The organism is Thermus sp., from assembly GCF_040290245.1.
In the GTDB taxonomy this organism is placed as follows: Bacteria; Deinococcota; Deinococci; order Deinococcales; family Thermaceae; genus Thermus_A.
The window spans coordinates 1-15,705 of the sequence record NZ_PSMQ01000038.1 but is presented as its reverse complement, the minus strand read 5'-3'; the positions used below and the strand labels follow the sequence as shown (position 1 = coordinate 15,705).

General features: G+C 66.6%; 19 protein-coding genes, 1 pseudogene and 1 riboswitch. Of the genes and pseudogenes, 13 read left to right on the top strand and 7 right to left on the bottom strand.

What is annotated here, in order from left to right; translation table 11 throughout:
- From C4301_RS06565 to thiE, 3 genes are all read right to left on the bottom strand, one after another.
- Nucleotides 1-732: thiazole synthase (locus C4301_RS06565; protein WP_352414301.1), on the bottom strand; the 732-nt coding region annotated here is incomplete at its 3' end.
- A 1-nt stretch (nt 733) separates the two neighbouring features.
- Nucleotides 734-928, bottom strand: coding sequence for a sulfur carrier protein ThiS (gene thiS / locus C4301_RS06560; protein ID WP_352414300.1), 195 nt, complete (start codon nt 926-928; stop codon nt 734-736).
- On the bottom strand, nt 915-1,535 hold the full coding sequence (gene thiE / locus C4301_RS06555; protein WP_352414299.1) for a thiamine phosphate synthase: 621 nt from the start codon (nt 1,533-1,535) through the stop codon (nt 915-917). Before thiE ends, thiS begins: the two co-directional genes overlap by 14 nt.
- Before the next feature lie 62 nt (nt 1,536-1,597).
- Nucleotides 1,598-1,707, bottom strand: a riboswitch (TPP riboswitch).
- Between the two features lie 133 nt (nt 1,708-1,840).
- Here thiE and C4301_RS06550 point away from each other — a divergent pair.
- The 9 genes and pseudogenes from C4301_RS06550 to C4301_RS06510 all read left to right on the top strand — a co-directional run bounded on the left by C4301_RS06550 (nt 1,841) and on the right by C4301_RS06510 (nt 10,477).
- Nucleotides 1,841-3,571: a nitrite/sulfite reductase gene (locus C4301_RS06550; RefSeq protein WP_352414298.1), complete on the top strand. Its 1,731-nt coding sequence runs from the start codon at nt 1,841-1,843 to the stop codon at nt 3,569-3,571.
- Nucleotides 3,572-3,581: 10 nt separating this feature from the next.
- Nucleotides 3,582-4,379 carry a uroporphyrinogen-III synthase gene (locus C4301_RS06545; protein WP_352414297.1) on the top strand — a complete coding sequence of 266 codons (798 nt, stop codon included), beginning with the start codon at nt 3,582-3,584 and terminating at the stop codon, nt 4,377-4,379.
- Nucleotides 4,376-5,026 (top strand): precorrin-2 dehydrogenase/sirohydrochlorin ferrochelatase family protein, encoded by a 651-nt coding sequence (locus C4301_RS06540; RefSeq protein ID WP_352414296.1) that lies wholly within the window; start codon nt 4,376-4,378, stop codon nt 5,024-5,026. Before C4301_RS06545 ends, C4301_RS06540 begins: the two co-directional genes overlap by 4 nt.
- Nucleotides 5,014-5,682 carry a phosphoadenylyl-sulfate reductase gene (locus tag C4301_RS06535; protein WP_352414295.1) on the top strand — a complete coding sequence of 223 codons (669 nt, stop codon included), beginning with the start codon at nt 5,014-5,016 and terminating at the stop codon, nt 5,680-5,682. The genes C4301_RS06540 and C4301_RS06535 overlap by 13 nt, the downstream gene beginning before the upstream one ends.
- Complete coding sequence (locus C4301_RS06530) at nt 5,683-6,423, top strand: sulfite exporter TauE/SafE family protein (protein WP_352414294.1); 741 nt, start codon at nt 5,683-5,685, stop codon at nt 6,421-6,423. It abuts the gene before it with no gap.
- The gene (gene cobA / locus C4301_RS06525; RefSeq protein WP_352414293.1) at nt 6,416-7,180 is read left to right on the top strand and encodes a uroporphyrinogen-III C-methyltransferase; all 765 of its coding nucleotides are present in this window, start codon (nt 6,416-6,418) and stop codon (nt 7,178-7,180) included. Before C4301_RS06530 ends, cobA begins: the two co-directional genes overlap by 8 nt.
- A gap of 11 nt (nt 7,181-7,191) precedes the next feature.
- The gene (sat, locus tag C4301_RS06520) at nt 7,192-8,250 is read left to right on the top strand and encodes a sulfate adenylyltransferase (protein WP_352414292.1); all 1,059 of its coding nucleotides are present in this window, start codon (nt 7,192-7,194) and stop codon (nt 8,248-8,250) included.
- A 358-nt stretch (nt 8,251-8,608) separates the two neighbouring features.
- A pseudogene (locus tag C4301_RS06515) lies at nt 8,609-9,845 on the top strand (integrase core domain-containing protein); the annotation flags it as partial.
- Between the two features lie 326 nt (nt 9,846-10,171).
- Nucleotides 10,172-10,477, top strand: coding sequence for a DUF4282 domain-containing protein (locus tag C4301_RS06510; protein ID WP_352414291.1), 306 nt, complete (start codon nt 10,172-10,174; stop codon nt 10,475-10,477).
- Here C4301_RS06510 and C4301_RS06505 read toward each other — a convergent pair.
- Nucleotides 10,474-11,454, bottom strand: a complete 981-nt coding sequence (locus tag C4301_RS06505) for an asparaginase (protein WP_352414290.1) — start codon at nt 11,452-11,454, stop codon at nt 10,474-10,476. The genes C4301_RS06510 and C4301_RS06505 overlap by 4 nt on opposite strands.
- A complete protein-coding gene (locus C4301_RS06500) occupies nt 11,451-11,729 on the bottom strand; it encodes a DUF309 domain-containing protein (RefSeq protein WP_352414289.1) in 279 nt (92 codons plus the stop codon). The genes C4301_RS06505 and C4301_RS06500 overlap by 4 nt, the downstream gene beginning before the upstream one ends.
- A gap of 16 nt (nt 11,730-11,745) precedes the next feature.
- On the opposite strand from C4301_RS06500, the gene C4301_RS06495 reads away from it, so the two are divergent.
- The 3 genes from C4301_RS06495 to C4301_RS06485 are packed head-to-tail and all read left to right on the top strand — an operon-like array spanning nt 11,746 to nt 13,835.
- The gene (locus tag C4301_RS06495) at nt 11,746-12,537 is read left to right on the top strand and encodes an ABC transporter substrate-binding protein (RefSeq protein ID WP_352414288.1); all 792 of its coding nucleotides are present in this window, start codon (nt 11,746-11,748) and stop codon (nt 12,535-12,537) included.
- Between the two features lie 4 nt (nt 12,538-12,541).
- Nucleotides 12,542-13,177, top strand: a complete 636-nt coding sequence (locus C4301_RS06490; RefSeq protein WP_352414287.1) for an ABC transporter permease — start codon at nt 12,542-12,544, stop codon at nt 13,175-13,177.
- Entirely contained in the window at nt 13,170-13,835 is a 666-nt protein-coding gene (locus C4301_RS06485) for an ATP-binding cassette domain-containing protein (RefSeq protein WP_352414286.1), read from the top strand. The genes C4301_RS06490 and C4301_RS06485 overlap by 8 nt, the downstream gene beginning before the upstream one ends.
- A 15-nt stretch (nt 13,836-13,850) precedes the next feature.
- Here C4301_RS06485 and C4301_RS06480 read toward each other — a convergent pair whose 3' ends face one another.
- A complete protein-coding gene (locus C4301_RS06480; RefSeq protein ID WP_352414285.1) occupies nt 13,851-14,162 on the bottom strand; it encodes a nucleotide pyrophosphohydrolase in 312 nt (103 codons plus the stop codon).
- Nucleotides 14,159-15,196, bottom strand: coding sequence for a M42 family metallopeptidase (locus C4301_RS06475; RefSeq protein WP_352414284.1), 1,038 nt, complete (start codon nt 15,194-15,196; stop codon nt 14,159-14,161). Before C4301_RS06475 ends, C4301_RS06480 begins: the two co-directional genes overlap by 4 nt.
- A gap of 20 nt (nt 15,197-15,216) precedes the next feature.
- Here C4301_RS06475 and mgsA point away from each other — a divergent pair, with 20 nt between their 5' ends.
- On the top strand, nt 15,217-15,591 hold the full coding sequence (mgsA, locus tag C4301_RS06470) for a methylglyoxal synthase (protein WP_352414283.1): 375 nt from the start codon (nt 15,217-15,219) through the stop codon (nt 15,589-15,591).
- The last annotated feature ends 114 nt before the right edge of the window (nt 15,592-15,705 follow it).

Below are 15,705 nucleotides of genomic sequence, written 5' to 3'. Positions count from 1 at the left end.
CGCCTCCTTCGGCGGCATGGGCCCCGCCAGAAAGGCCCTCCTCCCCGCCTCCACCCCCAGGCGGAAGGCCTCGGCCATGGCCACGGGGTCTTGGGCCTCGGCGATGGCGGTGTTGACCAGAACCGCGTCCAGGCCTAGCTCCATCACCTCCGCGGCGTGGGAGGGCAGGCCGAGCCCCGCGTCCACCACCACCGGGGGGAGGCTTTTCCGCTCCCGGGCGAAGAGCTCCAGAAGGGCCCGGGTCTTAACCCCCCAGCCCGAGCCGATGGGGGCGGCGAGGGGCATCACCGTGGCCGTGCCCAGGGCGGCCAGCCGCCTGGCCAGGACCAGGTCCGGCCCCATGTAGGGCAAAACGGTGAAGCCCTCCTCGAGGAGGATCTCCGCCGCTTTGAGCGTCTCCACGGGGTCCGGGAGGAGGTAGGTGGGGTCGGGGATGACCTCGAGCTTCACCCAGGCCTCCCCCGTCAGCAGGCGGCCCAGCCGGGCCAGGCGCACCGCCTCCTCGGCCGTTTTGGCCCCGGCGGTGTTGGGCAGAAGCCGCACGCCCTCCAGGGCCTCTAAAAGCCCCACGTGCCCCGGGGCCCCCACCTCCACCCGCCGGATGGAGACCGTCACCACCTCCGCCCGGGCGGCCTGGAGGGCCTCCCGCATCACGGCGAAGTCCTTGAACTTGCCGGAGCCCAGGATGAGGCGGCTTCTGAGCTCTAGATTGCCGACCTTCCAGGTGTCCATGCTAGCCTCCTTGCATCAGGGTAACCACTTCCACCACGTCCCCCTCCTTCAAGACGCGATCGGGAACCTCCTGTCCGGGAAAGGCCTCCTCGTTTAAAAGGACGGCCACCCGGCCAAGCTCCACCCCCAAGGCCTCCACCACCTCCCTAAGCGTCCGCCCCTCCAGGGGCTTGGGCTCGCCGTTAAGCCAGACCATAAAGCCTCCTTCGGAAGGCCCGGGCCGCCCGCTCGGGATCGGGGGCATCCAAAATGGCCCGCACCACCACCACCCGCCTGGCCCCGGCCTCCAACACCCGGTCCAGGTTGGCGAGGTCAATCCCCCCGATGGCAAACCAGGGCTTTTCCCCCAGGTGCTTCGCCGCCCAGACCACGTACTCCAGGCCCGCCGCCCTTCTTCCGGGCTTGGTGGGGGTCTCCCAGACCGGGCCCACGGAGAGGTAGTCCGCTCCTTCCTCAAGGGCCCTCAGGGCCTGCTCGGGGGCGTGGGTGGAGCGGCCGATCATCCCCGGGAAAAACCGCCTGGCCTCGGAAGGGGTGAGGTCGCCCTGGCCCAGGTGGACCCCGTCCGCCGAAAGAAGGGCCGCGAGGTCGGGCCGGTCGTTGAGGAAGAAGGGGACGCCGTAGCGCCGAGCCAGGGCCAGCATCCGCTCGCCCAGTTCCAGGATGGGCCGGGCCTCCCAGTCCTTGGCCCTTAGCTGCAGGACCTCCACCCCGCCTTCCAGGGCCCGTTCGGTGCGGTCAAGGACCTCCTGGAAGGTCCAGCCGGGCCTTGGGGTCACCACCAGGTACAGCCTTCCCAGCACGCCCTCACCTCCAGGCCGGCGAAAAGGTCCATGCGGCCCGAGGGCGCTTGGTTTTGTGGGGATTCGCTGCGCATAGGCTTCCCTCCGCCGGCATTACCCGGATCAGGTTCTAAGGGTTGCTGGGAGAAACCCAGCTCTCAGCCCCTCCTTTAGGGCACCCCTAGCCTGCCTCGGACATTATACCACAGGCCGGGGACCTGGGGGGCTGCCCACCGGGGCCGGCCAAATACCCTTGACTTTTATAGACTCAATGGTATATCATACCCGGCAACCTTCCCCCGGGGTGGGGAAGGAAGGAGGGGAAGATGGCTGGTCTTTCCGAGGTGGTGGAAGCGGAGATCCGGCACCTGGAGCGGATGATCGCCCGCCTCGAGGCGGGGGAGGAGGACCCCGAGGACTTCCGGGTTTACCGGCTCAAAAACGGCATCTACGGGATCCGGGGGCGGCCGGAGCACCACATGGTCCGCATCAAGCTCCCCATCGGACGGATCGCCCCGGAGGGGCTCAGGGTGCTGGCGGAGGTGGCGGAGAAATACACAGAAAACCGCCTGGCCCACGTGACCACCCGCCAGGCGGTCCAGCTCCACCACGTCCACCGCCGGGACGTGCCCCAGGTTCTAAGGGCGGTGAACGCTGTAGGCCTCACCACCCGGGAGGCCTGCGGCCACTCCATACGGGCCATCACCTGCTGCCCCTTTGCCGGCGTCTCCCCTGAGGAGCCCTTTGACGTGACCCCCTATGCGGAGCGGGCCTACCGCTACTTCCTCCGCCACCCCGTGGGGCAGAACCTCCCCCGCAAGTTCAAGATCGCCTTCGAGGGGTGCCGGGAGGATCACGCCCGCACCCCCATCCACGACATCGGAGTGGTGGCCGCACTGGAGGGGGGAAGGCGGGGCTTCCGCATCTATGTGGGGGGCGGCCTGGGGGCAGCCCCCATGGCCGCGGAGCTCCTCGAGCCCTTTACCCCGGAGGAGGACCTCCTGCCCACCATGCTCGCCATCATCCGCCTCTTCGACCGCCACGGCAACCGGAAGGTCCTGACCCAGGCCCGGCTCAAGTTCCTGGTGAAGAAGTGGGGAATCGCCGCCTTCCGTGAGGCGGTGCGGGAGGAGAGGCGGGTGGTGAAGCTCACGGCCAGCGGGGCGGACCTCGAGGCCTGGGCCCCGCCCGCGGACCCTCCTCCACCCCGCCTCCCCACTCCCCCCAGAAGGCCCTACTCCCTCGCCCCGGGCTACGACGCCTGGCGGCGCACCAACCTCTTCAGGCAGAAGCAGGAGGGCTTCTACACCGTTTTCGTCCGCCTCCCCTTGGGAGACATCACCCCGGAGGGCCTTAGGGCCCTGGCGGGGATCGCCGAGGCCTATGCGGGCGAGGTGAGGAGCGCCATCAGCCAGAACCTCCTCCTCCGCTTCGTGCCCGAGGAGGCCCTGGGGGGGCTTTACGAGGCCCTTCTGGAGGCGGGCCTGGCCCACGCGGAGGCCCAGACCCTTCTGGACATCACCCGCTGCCCCGGGGCGGACACCTGCAACCTGGCCATCACCCGTTCCCGCGGCCTGGCCCAGGCCCTAGAGGAGCATCTCGTCCACCTCCCCTTGGCTCAAGACCCCCAGGTCAAGGCCATCAGCGTAAAGATCTCCGGCTGCCCCAACTCCTGCGGCCAGCACCACATCGCCGACATCGGCTTCTACGGTTCAAGCCGCAAGGTGGAGGAGAGGGAGGTCCCCCACTACACCCTCCTCCTCGGGGGGAGGACCCGGGAGGGGGAGGCCCGCTTCGGCCAGGTGGTGGGCCGCATCCCCGCCCGCCGGGTCCCCGAGGCGGTGGAACGGATCCTCAGGCGGTACCAGGAGGAACGGCAGAAAGGGGAGAGCTTCCAGGCCTATCTGGACCGGGTAGGGGCCGCCTCCTTCAAACCCTTCCTTCAGGACCTCCAGGAGGTCCCCCCCTACGCCGAAGCCCCCGAGCTGTACGAGGACCTGGGGGGGGAGGGGGAGGTCTTCAGCGTCCAGCTGGGGCGCGGGGAGTGCGCCGTCTAAGGGGGTGGGCATGCGCATCGCCTACGCGGGTCTTAGACGGAAGGAGGAGTTCCGAATCCTGGCCGAGAAGCTGGGCTTCGTCCCCCTTCTTTTCCCCACTCAGGCCACGGAAAAGCTCCCCGTCCCCGAGTACCAGGACCGGCTCCAGGAGGTTGGCCGGGGCGTGGACCTGTTTGTGGCCACCACCGGCGTGGGGGTGAGGGACCTCCTCCAGGCGGGCGAGGCCCTGGGCCTGGACCTCAAGACCCCTCTGCAAAGGGCCTACCGGCTTGCCCGGGGCGCCAAGGCGGCCCGGGCCCTCAAGGAGGCGGGCCTCCCGCCCCACGCCATAGGGGATGGGACCTCCAGAAGCCTCCTGAGCCTCCTGCCCTTGGGCCCGGGCCGGGCCGCCCTCCAGCTTTACGGCAAGCCCCTGCCCCTTCTGGAAAGGGCCCTGGAGGAAAGGGGCTACCAGGTCATCCCCCTCATGCCCTACCGCCACCTCCCGGAGCTCGAGGGCATCCGGCGCCTGGAAGAGGCCGTCCTCCGAGGGGAGGTGGAGGCCGTTGCCTTCGTGGCCGCCATCCAGGTGGACTTCCTCTTCGAGGGGGCAGTTGACCCCGGGGCCCTTCGTGAGGCCCTGAACACCCGGGTCAGACCCCTCGCCGTGGGCCGCGTCACCGCCGACACCTTGAGGGAGTGGGGCGTAAAGCCCTTCTACGTGGACGAGACGGAGCGTTTGGGCAGCCTCCTCCAGGGGTTTAAGCGGGCCCTGGTTGCTTCGCCCGGCCAACACGGGGTTGCTTCCCAACACCGGGAGGCGGTATGACCTACTTTCCCCTGATGCTGGACCTCAAGGACCGCCCTGTCCTCCTCCTCGCTGGGGGGCCCGAGACAAAGGCCAAGCTCCAGGCCCTTTTAGAGGCGGAGGCCCGCCTGACGGTCCTCGCGGAGGAGGACGGCTTCGGGCTGGAAAGCCTGGAGCGGGAGGGGAGGATCCGCTGGATCCGGCGGGGCTACCGGGAGGGGGACCTCCGGGGCTTCTTCCTGGTGGTGAGCCACCCCAAGGACAAGGCCATCCACCCCCTCCTCAGGGAGGAAGCCGAGCGGGAGAGGGTCTTCCTGGTGACGGTGGACGACCCAGAGCATGCGAGCGCCATTTTCCCCGCGGTGCTAAGGCGGGGCGGGCTCGTCGTCGCCCTCTCCACCTCGGGCGCCGCCCCCGCCTTGGCCGTGCGCCTTAAGGAGCGGCTCGCGCAGCTTTTCCCCGAGTCCTACGGCGCCCTCGTGGCCTACCTGAGGACCCTCCGCCCCAGGATGGCCCGGATCCCCCGGTTTGAGGAGAGGAAGCGTCTCTGGTATCGGATCGTGGACGAGGCCCTGGAGGCGCTGGACCTGGACCCCCATGGGGGCCTGCCCAGGGCCATGGCCAAGGCCGAGGAGGCCTTGCAGGAGGTGGTGGAATGGACAAGGTGAAAAAGGCCCAGGACCTGGTCCGGGAGGCCCTTGCCCAAGGCCGAAGCCCCTGCCTTACCTGCAGCTTCCAGGCGGAGGACGTGGTGGTGCTCCACCTCCTCCTTCAGGAAAGACCCGACCTTCCCGTCCTCTTTCTGGACACGGGCTACCACTTCCCGGAGGTCTACGCCTACCGGGATGCGCTGCAAAAAAGGCTCGGCTTCCGCCTGGTGAACCTTCTTCCCGACCTCTCCCGGGAGGAACAGGAAAGGCTTTACGGAAGGCTCTACGAGACCGATCCCGGCCGCTGCTGCGCGATCCGCAAGGTGGATCCCCTCTTCCGGGCCCTCACCGCCTACGACACCTGGTTCACGGGGCTTCGGCGCGAGCAGTCCCCCACCCGGGCGGCCCTCGAGGCCGTGGAGGAGGCCGTCCTCCCCTCGGGCCACCGCCTCAAGAAGGTGAGCCCCCTCTACGACTGGACCCTGAAGGAGGTCTTCGCCTACCTGGCCGTCCAGGACCTTCCCTACCTCCCCCTGTACGAGGAGGGCTACCTCTCCATCGGCTGCGCCCCGTGCACGGCGAAACCCTTGGACCCCTCGGACCCCCGCTCCGGCCGCTGGGCGGGAAAGGGTAAGCTGGAGTGCGGCATCCACCTGCACGGAAAGGAGGAGTAGATGGCCTTGCTCCTGGGGTTTCTGATCGCGTTTGCCATCGGGGTTACGGGCGTGGGGGCGGGGACGGTTACCGCACCCCTTCTCATCCTCTTCCTGGGCCTTCCCCCGGAGGTGGCGGTGGGCACCGCCCTCCTCTTCGGCTTTTTGGTCAAGGTGCCCGCGGGCGGGGTCTACCTCCTAAGGGGCCAGGTGGATTCTGGGGCCCTCCGCCGCCTCCTTCTCGGGGGGGTGCCGGGGGTGCTTCTGGGCAGCCTTCTCCTCACCGGGCTCAAGGGGGCCAAGGAGCTGGTCCTTCTTCTGGTGGGCCTCACCGTGATCCTCTCCGCGGGGCTGGGGCTTTGGCGGAGCCTGAGGCGGGTCTCGGAGGGCAGGGAGAGGCCTTGGCTGATTCCGCCCGCCGCCTTCGGGATCGGCCTCGAGGTGGGGTTCTCCTCCGCGGGGGCCGGGGCCTTGGGGACGCTTCTTCTCCTTTACGCCACCCGGCTTTCCCCCCAGAAGGTGGTGGGGACGGACCTCCTCTTCGGCCTCGTCCTCTCCCTCCTGGGGGGTGGGGTGCACCTCCTCTTCGGCCAGGTGGACCCTGGCCTGCTTTTGGCTTTGGCCACGGGGGGGGTCCTGGGCGGGGCCTTCGGCGCCCTTACCGCCACCCGGCTTCCCAAGGAGCCTTTCCGGGTCGCCCTCCTCCTCTGGCTTTTGTTCATCGGGGCCCAGCTCGCCTACCGGGGGGTGGTCCATGGGTAGGGTCTACCTGGTGGGAGCGGGGCCCGGGGATCCCGAGCTCCTCACCCTCAAGGCCTACCGGCTTTTGAAGCAGGCCCCCGTGGTCCTTTACGACCGGCTGGTGGACGAGCGCATCTTGGACCTTATCCCCGGAAGAAGGGTCTACGTGGGCAAGGAGGAGGGGGAGGGTCTGAAGCAGGAGGAGATCCACCGCCTTCTTCTGGAGCACGCCCGCGCCTACCCCATGGTGGTCCGCCTCAAGGGCGGTGACCCCTTTGTCTTCGGCCGGGGTGGGGAGGAGGCCCTCTTCCTCCTCAGGCACGGGATCCCCGTGGAGGTGGTCCCCGGGGTGACCAGCCTCCTCGCCGCAGGCCTTCCGCTTACCCACCGGGGGCTCGCCCACGGCTTTGCCGCGGTCTCGGGGGTCTTGGAGGGGGGCGGCTACCCGGACCTCAGGCCCTTCGCCCAGGCCCCCACCCTGGTGGTCCTCATGGGGGTGAAGCGCCGGGTCTGGATAGCCCAGGAGCTCCTCCGCCTGGGCCGAAGCCCCGAGGAGCCCACCCTCTTTGTGGAAAACGCCTCCACCCCCAGGGAGCGCCGCTGCTACGCCCCGCTTGGGGAGGTGGCCGAGGGCCGGGTGGAGGTGGCTCCTCCCGCCCTTTGGGTTCTAGGGGAGGTGGTGCGGGTCCTCGGTTCTAGCCCAGAGCCGGAAGGGGCCCAAGCCGCTTCGCGAAGCGAACGCCCCCAAGGGGTCCCCGGTTCGGTGGCCCTGGTCTAAGGAGGTAGGCCTTGGTGGAGACCCTTGACGCGGTTGAGATCGGGGAGGACGAGAGGCTGGATCTGGAGAACCTGGCCACGGGGGCCTTCCACCCCCTTAAGGGCTTCATGACCCGGGAGGAGGTCCTTTCTGTGGCCCACGAGATGCGCCTTCCCACGGGGGAGGTCTGGACCCTTCCCATCCTCCTTCAGCTGCAAAGGAAGCCCCGGGTGGGCCGGGGGGATACCGTGGCCTTGGCCCATGGGGGGGAGCGGGTGGCCCTTCTCCACGTGGAGGCGGCCTACGAGCTGGACCTGAGGGCGTTGGCCCAAAAGGTCTTCGGTACGGACAGCGAGGCCCACCCAGGGGTGGCTAGGCTCTACGCCAAGGGACCCTACGCCCTAGGGGGCCAGGTGAAGGTGCTGAAGCCCAGGGCCAGGGGCCCCCTGGAGAAGACCCCAGAGGAGGTAAGGGCCTTTTTCCGAGGGCGCGGGTGGCAAAAGGTCGTGGCCTTCCAGACGAGGAACGCCCCCCACCGGGCCCACGAGTACCTGATCCGGCTGGGCCTGGAGCTTGCCGACGGAGTCCTCGTCCACCCCATCCTGGGGGCCAAGAAGGCGGACGACTTCCCCACCGAGGTGATCGTCGAGGCCTACCAGGCTCTCCTGGAGGGGTTCTTGCCCAAGGAGCGGGTGGCCTTCTTTGGTCTGGCCACGCCCATGCGCTACGCGGGGCCCCGGGAAGCGGTCTTCCATGCCCTGGTCCGCAAGAACTTCGGGGCCACCCATTTCCTGGTGGGCCGGGACCACGCCGGCGTGGGAGAGTTCTACGATCCATACGCTGCCCACCGCATCTTTGACACCCTCCCGCCTTTGGGGATCGAGATCATAAGGGTGGGGGCCGTCTTCCACTGCGCCCTTTGCGGCGGCATCGCCTCTGAAAGGACCTGCCCCGAGGGCCACCGGGGGGCCCGCCGTTCCATCAGCATGACCAAGGTCCGGGCCCTTTTGCGCGAGGGGAAGGCCCCACCTCCCGAGCTCGTCCGTCCTGAGCTTCTGCCCATCCTCAGCCAAGGGGTTTCCAACAGCTGAACATCTTAGCGACAGGGTAAGATCTCACATTAGTGCACTAGGGCCCACCACCAGGATGTGGACCTAACCTTACCCCCACCCGCTCCCATGCCCCCTCTTGGGGTTTGGCCCTTCGGGCCAAAACGACCGATGGGCCTTGGTCATTTCTGGACTCACGATACGTACACCGAACAGAACCAAAGTATGCTGGCGCGTGACCTGGGGTCCATGTATCCCCGCGTTGAGATGCGGAGCACCACAGCCCCCCAGACCTCCCGTTTCTGTAGCATGGACGTTTGACCCTGAACCCGGACAGACACATGTGAGACTGCCTTAGCTAAAATGTGGGGACCACTCCAGGAAGAGGAGGTCCCCACAGATGCAGCTTACAACAGTCGGCAAAGAGGTGTGGAGAGGGGCTCGGCAGGCCCAGAGGCTAGAAGAGGCTGGGGCTGGTGATCCTACCGTTCAAGAACGTCTGCGGAAGCTCAAGCTGGCCCAGTCCTTGCGCAAGCGCAAGGCAGACTGGGCCGAGATTAGGCAACGGGTCGGCATCAGCCGGGCCACCTACCACCGCTGGACGAAGGAGCTGCTGCTTCCCGAAGGGAACACCGGGAGGCAAAAAGGGCTCAAGGGGCTTAAACCTAAAAGCAAAGTGCTTCGCGAAGCGAACAGGTATTGGCCCAAGCGCTTCAGGAAGAAGGCCTTTTGGTCCCCTGAGCTCCTGATCCGTGTCGAAACCCTGCGGGTCGCTTCCCCGTCAGGGGAACACCGGGAGGAAAACCCCACCTGGGGCCGCTGGCCCATCTGGCTCACGCTGTGCAAGGAGGGGTTCAAGATCAAGGTACGGGCTTCGCCCGTGACCAGCGGGCGCACGGTGGGACGGTTGCTTCGCGGAGCGAACATCGAGCTGCTGGTCTATCTGGAAAGGCACGGAGGGTAGAGGGCGTAGCCTCTCGGTGTTCGCTCCGCGAAGCAGCTTTTCTGGCCCGAACCCGAAGGGATAGCGCAAAGCGCAGGGTAAAGCGGCCCTAATGATGGTGTTCCCTTCGGGAAGCACTTGCCAAGCGCAAGCCCAAGACCTACGGGGTGCAAAGGCCCGGGGACCTGGTGCAGGTGGATACGCTCACCGTGACCCTGGAGCCCGGGGTTGCTTTCGCGAAGCGAAACACCGAGGGGTGGTCAAGCACTTTTCAGCAGTAGACCTTTTCTCCCGCTTTTCTCTGGCCCAGGTGCACCGCCGGGCCAAGGCGAGTTTGGCGGCGGGGTTTTTGAGGGAGCTGGTCTTAAGGGTGTTCCCTTCGGGAAGCACGCGGGCGCCCTTTCCGGTGCGTGCGGTTCAGGTGGATGGGGGGAGCGAGTTTATGGCGGAGTTTGAAGCGGCCTGTCAGGGGCTGGGCATCCAGTTGTTTGTGCTTCCTCTCGGTGTTCCCCTGCCGGGGAAGCAGCTCGGTGTTCCCCTGCCGGGGAAGCAACCTCGGAGTCCCAAGCTGAACGGGCATGTAGAGCGGATGCAGCGGACCTTCCGGGATGAGTTTTACACCCAGCCCTTACCCACACGGATTCCTGAGCTGCAGGCAGAGCTGGACACCTACCTCGATCACTACAACGGCCGGTTGCTTCGCGGTCAGCCCCGGGTCAGCCCCGAAGGGGCTATGTTCGGGGGCTATGGTCAAGGTACGGGCAAGGAATGGTGTTTCGCTACGCGAAAGCACAACGCCCGTGACCCAGCGAACACCGAAAGGCCCCACATGGCCCTGGGTGGGCTTGCGCCTGGGGGTGTTTCGCTTACGCGAAAGCACATTGGAATACCTCGATAGACTGAAGGGAGGTGGTCCCCAGGGAGTCTCAAATGTCTTGACCGACTACAAATGTCTTGACCGACTACAACTGATGGAGTAAACTAAAACTGGATCGCGCGAAAGCGCACCTTGGGGGGAATATGAATCCGCGGGAGTTCTTCCAGGCCCTGTTTGATCTGGCTTTCCGGCGCTTTATCACCATCCGGCTCACCGGGGTGCTCTACGCCCTCGCGCTGGCCGTGATGGCGGTTATCCTTCTCGCCTGGGGGCTCGGAGGGTTTAGGGAAGGCTTTTTGCAAGGGCTGGTCCAGCTCTTCCTCCTCGCCCCCCTGGCCTTCCTCCTTTACGCCATTGGCCTCCGGATTCTCCTGGAGGGGGTGGTGGCCCTCGTCCGGGTGGCGGAGAACACCAGCCTGATGGTGGAGGAGATGCGCAAGAAGAGCTAGACCCAAACGAGCTCGAGCTGGGCTTCGAGGTGCCCCACCTCGAGGCCGCGGTGGTTTTTGAGCACGGGACGGTCCCAGGGGGTGGGGCCGGGGTCCAGGCCCAGAAGGCGCAGCAGGGCCACCACCGCCACCTCCCGGGCCTGGGCGCTTCCGTCCTCCACCTTCAAGGCCACGCCTAGGGGACCCCTTGGGCCTTCCAAAAGGGCCATCCCGTAGTACCCATCCGCCCCTCGCTTGGCTATAAGCGGCCGCCTTTCCATAAGAAGGGTGTCTATGCTCCCCGGCCCCGCCACCAGCTCGGGGTGTTTTCGCATGGCCTCCCCCACCCGCCTTAAGGGCTCCTGGTACGCTTCGGGGGCTTCCTCGGGCTGGGCCAAAAAGTAAAAGGCCCGGGCGGCCCGGGAAAGGGGGAGGGCGAAGGTGGGCACGCTGCACCCGTCCGTGGCGATTTTGGGTTCCATCCCGGAAAGCTCCATAAGGGTCCTGTGGTTCAGCCTTTGGACGGGGTGGTCCGGCTTTTCATACCCTTCTGGGGAAACCCCGAGGGCCAAGGCGGCGGCCAGCATCCCCGCATGCTTCCCCGAACAGTTGTGGTGCAAAGGCGTGGGGGAAAGTCCCCTTTCCTCCAAAGCCCGTCGGGCCTCCTTAGAAAAGGGGGGGTGGACCCCGCAGGCCAGGCGCTCAGGCCCCAGGCCGAGCTTGGCCAAAAACCCTGCCGCCACCTCCACGTGGGCGGGCGTGCCGTCGTGGCTGGCGGTGGCCAGGGCAACCTCTTCGCTGCTTAGGCCAAACCGCTCCACCGCTCCCGTCAGGAAAAGGGCCAGGGCCTGGAAGGGCTTGGCGGAAGAGCGCAAAAAGGTGCAAAAAGCCGGCTCGCCCGCATACCCCAAAAACCCCTCCCGGCCCCACACGGCCAAGGAGACCCGGTGTCGGTTTTCCAACTCCTCCCCACGATAGGAAAGGACGTACGCCTTCACGCCCCAAGTTTACGCCTCGCCTCCTCCAGAAGGGAGACCCAGTCCACTCCCAAAAAGGGGTTTTCCAAGCCCTCGAGGTGTCGGAGGGCTTTTTGAAAGTTGCGCATTCCGCTTTTGCCCAAAGCCCTTTGGTGAAGCGCGGCAGCCAGAAGGATGATCCCCTTTAAAAGCCGCTTTTCCTCCCCCTTTGCCCTAAGCCAAGCCGTTTCCAAAACCTCGTGGACCTCGAAGTACCGCCCCTTCCGCCAAAGGGCCAGGGCCTCGGACCAGTCCATGCCTTAAGCTATACCTATGATGCTCATCCGGAGGTTTGGTCCAGTCCTCCTTGCCCTTTTCGCCTTTCCAGCCTTGGCCTTGCGACTGGCCACCACCACGAGCGTCTACGACTCGGGTCTTTTGGACGAGCTTCTTTCCGCCTTTCAAAAGGAGACGGGCATCCAGGCGGAGGTTCTGGCGGTGGGCACCGGCCAGGCCTTGGCCATCGCCAAACGGGGGGATGCGGACGCCGCCTTGGTCCACGCCCCTGCCCTGGAGGCCCAGGCCATCAGGGAAGGCTGGATTCTGGCCCACACCTGCCTGGCCTACAACGCCTTTATCCTCGTGGGGCCGCCCAAGGACCCCGCCCGCATCCGGGAGGCCGGGAACGTCCTCGAGGCCATGCGGCGCATCGCCGCCAACCAAAGCCCCTTCGTCTCCCGGGGGGACCGGTCGGGAACCCACCTCAAAGAGCTCGAGCTCTGGCAAAAGGCGGGCCTGAGCCCCAGCGGAAGGTGGTATCTGGAGTCCGGCGCGGGGATGGGCCAGACCCTGCGGCTGGCCTGGGAGAAGGAGGCCTACACCCTTTCGGACACCGCCACCTACCTCACCGTGGGGAAGAAGCTGGGCCTCGAGGCCCTTTACACCAAGGAGGACCCCGAGCTTCTCAACCAGTACAGCTTCCTGATCGTCAAGGGGGTAAAGGAGGAAGAAGCGCGGAAGCTCATGGACTTCCTCCTCTCTGAAGAGGGCCAAAAGCGCATCGGGGCCTACAGGGGAGGGATTTTCAAACCGCTCGGGGGCCGCTGCCTCATCCCGGTGAAGTGAAAAGGTGGAGCCAGGGGAACTCTGGGAAATCACGCTGAGAAGCCTCCTCGTGGCCGGGCTGGCCACGCTTTTGGCGGGGGCGTTGGGCGTGCCATTGGGCCTTTTCCTCGCCCTGAAAGCCCCCGGGCGTCTTCCCAGGATCCTCCTCTACACGGGCATGGGCCTACCTTCCGTGGTGGTGGGGCTCTTCCTCTACCTCCTCCTCTCCCGCCAGGGCCCTTTGGGAAGCCTGGGCCTCCTCTACACGCCCTGGGCTATGGTCCTCGCCCAGGCGGTCTTGGCCTTGCCCCTGGTGGCCTCCTTCCTCTACGCGGGCGCCCGGGCCCGGGCGGAGGAGGTGCGAACCCTGGTGAAAAGCCTGGGGGGAAGGGAGGCCCAGGTTCCCCCCACCCTTCTTTGGGAGAGCCGCCGCGCCCTGGCTGCGGGTCTGGCCTCGGGATTCGGGGCGGCCATCAGCGAGGTGGGGGCGGCCACCTTGGTGGGGGGGGATATCCGGCACCAGACCCGGGTCCTGACCACGGCCATCGTCTTAGAGACCCGCAAGGGCGAGCTCGAGGCCGCCTTGGCCCTGGGCGGGGTTCTCCTCGGGGTTTCGCTCCTCGTGGTGGCTTTGCTCCTCATTCTGGAAGAAGATGCTTAAGGCGGAAGGAATCCAGAAGGCCTGGCCGGGCTTCCGGCTCCGCCTGGACCGGCTCTTCGTGGCCCCCGGGGAAGCCCTGGCCGTCCTCGGACCCTCCGGGTCGGGAAAGACCACCCTTTTAAAGATCCTGGCGGGGCTCGAGGCCCCGGAGGAGGGCTTTGTGGAGGGGGGGTTCCGGATCTACCTGCCCCAAACCCCCCTTCTTCTAAGGGGAAGCGTGCTAGAGAACGCCGCTTTTGGCCTCAGGCTCAGGAGGGTGGCCAGAAAGGAGGCCCTGCGGCGCGGCCTGGAGGCCCTGAGGGAGGTGGGCCTTCTCGCCAAGGCCCACCTGGGGGCCCATCGGCTCTCAGGGGGGGAGAAGGTGCGGCTGGCCCTGGCCCGGGCCCTGGCGGTGGGGCCGGAGGTCCTTCTCCTGGACGAGCCCACCGCCAACCTGGACCCGGCCAACACCCGGATGGTAGAGGCGCTTCTTCTGCAGGCCAAGGTCCAGGGAGCAGCCCTGGTTTTGGTCACCCACAACCCCGCCCAGGCCAGGCGTTTGGCGGAAAAAGCCCTCTTTTTATTCCAAGGAGAGGTCGTAGAGGAAGGGCCCCTGCCCCAGGTGCTTTCGGGGCCCAAGGACCCCCGGGCGCGGGCCTTTTTGGAAGGGGAGGTTTAACCCCGCCCTCTGGCCTCAGAGGGGGGTCCACCTCGTCTGGTCCCTTTTCTCGTACTTGTCCATGGCCTTTAAAAAGGCCTCCTCCAGGTCGATCCCCTCCCGGTTGGCCAGGGAGATCAGGACGAAGAGGAGGTCGGCAAGCTCCATCGCCAGATCCCCCTCCTCCTCCCCCGGCTTGGGTTTCTTGCCCTCCCGGTGGGCCAAAACCCGGGCCACCTCCCCAAGCTCCTCCGCGAGCCGGGCCAGCATCAAAAGGGGGGGGAAGTACCCCTCCTGGAACCGCCCAATCCAGGCCTCCACCCTTGCCTGCGCCTCCTTGAAGGTCATCTGGCCTCCTGTGCAAACCGGGCCAGGAGCCAAACCGCCGCCCTCACATCCCGCATGTCCACCATCTCCGAAGGCGAGTGCATGTACCGGTTGGGGATGGAGACGAGGCCCGTCCGAACCCCCTCCCGCACCCAGGCCACCTCGTCCGCGTCCGTGCCCGAGAAGCGGCCGTGGGCGTGCAGAGTATAAGGAATCCCCTCTTGCTCCGCCAAAGCCCGCAGGGTGCGGAGGACCTGCTTGTCCACAAAAGGCCCGACGCCCAAAGCTACCCCCTGGCCCAGGGCGACCTCCCCCACCTCCTTTTTCTCCATCCCAGGGGTGGAGGCGTCGTGGGTCACATCCACCACCAAGGCATAGTCGGGGTTAAGCCGGTGGGCGGCCGTCCTGGCCCCGTAGGCCCCGATCTCCTCCTGCACGCTGGCCCCCGCCACTACATGGGCCTGGGTACCCAGGTCCTTAAGGAGCCTTAAGGCCTCGAGGACCACAAAGGCCCCGATGCGGTTGTCCACTGCCTTGGAGACGAGCCGCTCGCCGAGAAGCCAGAGGGGGGGCTGGTCCAAGACCCCCACCGCCCCCACCTCGAGGTGGGCCAAGGCCTCCTCCTTGCTCTGGGCCCCGATGTCCACGAAAAGATTCTCCAGTTTGACCGCCTTTTCCCGCTCCTCGGGCTTGAGGACGTGGATGGCCTTCCGCCCCACCACCCCCAAAACCGGGCCCCGCTTGCCCAAAACCCTTAGCCGCTGCCCCACCAGGACCTGTGGATCCCACCCCCCCAAGGGTTTCAGGAAAAGAAACCCCTGTTCGTCGATGTGGCTCACGATGACCCCGATCTCGTCAATATGGCCCAGGAGGAGGATCCTCGGGCTTCCACCGGGGTTGAGGTGGGCATAGGCGTTGCCCTTCTGGTCCACCTCCACCTCGGCGAAGGCTTTCGCCCGCTCGAGGAAGACCTCCACCGCCTCCTCCTCAAACCCGGTGGGGCCTGTAGCCAGAAGCAGTTTTTCCAGAAAATCGAGGTCGGGCTCGTAGGTCATGCCTTGAGTATATTGGCCCCATGAAAGCCCTGGCCCTCATTGCTCACGATCAGAAGAAGGAGGAGATGGTGGCGTTTGCCCTCAGGCACAAGGAGGTCCTCGCCCGGTACCCCCTTTTGGCCACGGGGACCACGGGGAGGCTTTTGAGAGAACGGACGGGCCTCGAGGTGGAGGCCCTTCTCTCAGGCCCCTTGGGCGGCGACCAACAGATCGGCGCCCGGGTGGCGGAAGGCAGGGTCCAGGCGGTCTTCTTCTTTCAAGACCCCCTGACCGCCCAGCCCCACGAGCCGGACGTGCGGGCACTGCTTCGGGTCTGCAATGTTCACAACGTCCCCATCGCCACCAATCCTGCCACCGCGGAAGCCCTGCTTCTCGCTATGAGCGGCGGCCAATAAGGGCCTCGACCACACGCACAGCCTCCACCCGATCCGCTTTGGCAGGGCATTCTGGCATGGCCGGGGCGCTGGTTGCAAGCCCCCATGCGCCCTAAACGAGGCTCCGCCGGTAGG

Coding starts and splice junctions, on each gene's coding strand:
- C4301_RS06530 (WP_352414294.1), top strand. CDS start 5,683: ATGGCCTTGCTCCTGGGGTTTCTGATCGCGTTTGCCATCGGGGTTACG.
- C4301_RS06545 (WP_352414297.1), top strand. CDS start 3,582: ATGCGCATCGCCTACGCGGGTCTTAGACGGAAGGAGGAGTTCCGAATC.
- C4301_RS06495 (WP_352414288.1), top strand. CDS start 11,746: ATGATGCTCATCCGGAGGTTTGGTCCAGTCCTCCTTGCCCTTTTCGCC.
- C4301_RS06475 (WP_352414284.1), bottom strand. CDS start 15,196: ATGACCTACGAGCCCGACCTCGATTTTCTGGAAAAACTGCTTCTGGCT.
- C4301_RS06550 (WP_352414298.1), top strand. CDS start 1,841: ATGGCTGGTCTTTCCGAGGTGGTGGAAGCGGAGATCCGGCACCTGGAG.
- C4301_RS06500 (WP_352414289.1), bottom strand. CDS start 11,729: ATGGACTGGTCCGAGGCCCTGGCCCTTTGGCGGAAGGGGCGGTACTTC.
- C4301_RS06485 (WP_352414286.1), top strand. CDS start 13,170: ATGCTTAAGGCGGAAGGAATCCAGAAGGCCTGGCCGGGCTTCCGGCTC.
- cobA (WP_352414293.1), top strand. CDS start 6,416: ATGGGTAGGGTCTACCTGGTGGGAGCGGGGCCCGGGGATCCCGAGCTC.
- C4301_RS06510 (WP_352414291.1), top strand. CDS start 10,172: ATGAATCCGCGGGAGTTCTTCCAGGCCCTGTTTGATCTGGCTTTCCGG.
- C4301_RS06540 (WP_352414296.1), top strand. CDS start 4,376: ATGACCTACTTTCCCCTGATGCTGGACCTCAAGGACCGCCCTGTCCTC.
- C4301_RS06535 (WP_352414295.1), top strand. CDS start 5,014: ATGGACAAGGTGAAAAAGGCCCAGGACCTGGTCCGGGAGGCCCTTGCC.
- C4301_RS06480 (WP_352414285.1), bottom strand. CDS start 14,162: ATGACCTTCAAGGAGGCGCAGGCAAGGGTGGAGGCCTGGATTGGGCGG.
- mgsA (WP_352414283.1), top strand. CDS start 15,217: ATGAAAGCCCTGGCCCTCATTGCTCACGATCAGAAGAAGGAGGAGATG.
- thiS (WP_352414300.1), bottom strand. CDS start 928: ATGGTCTGGCTTAACGGCGAGCCCAAGCCCCTGGAGGGGCGGACGCTT.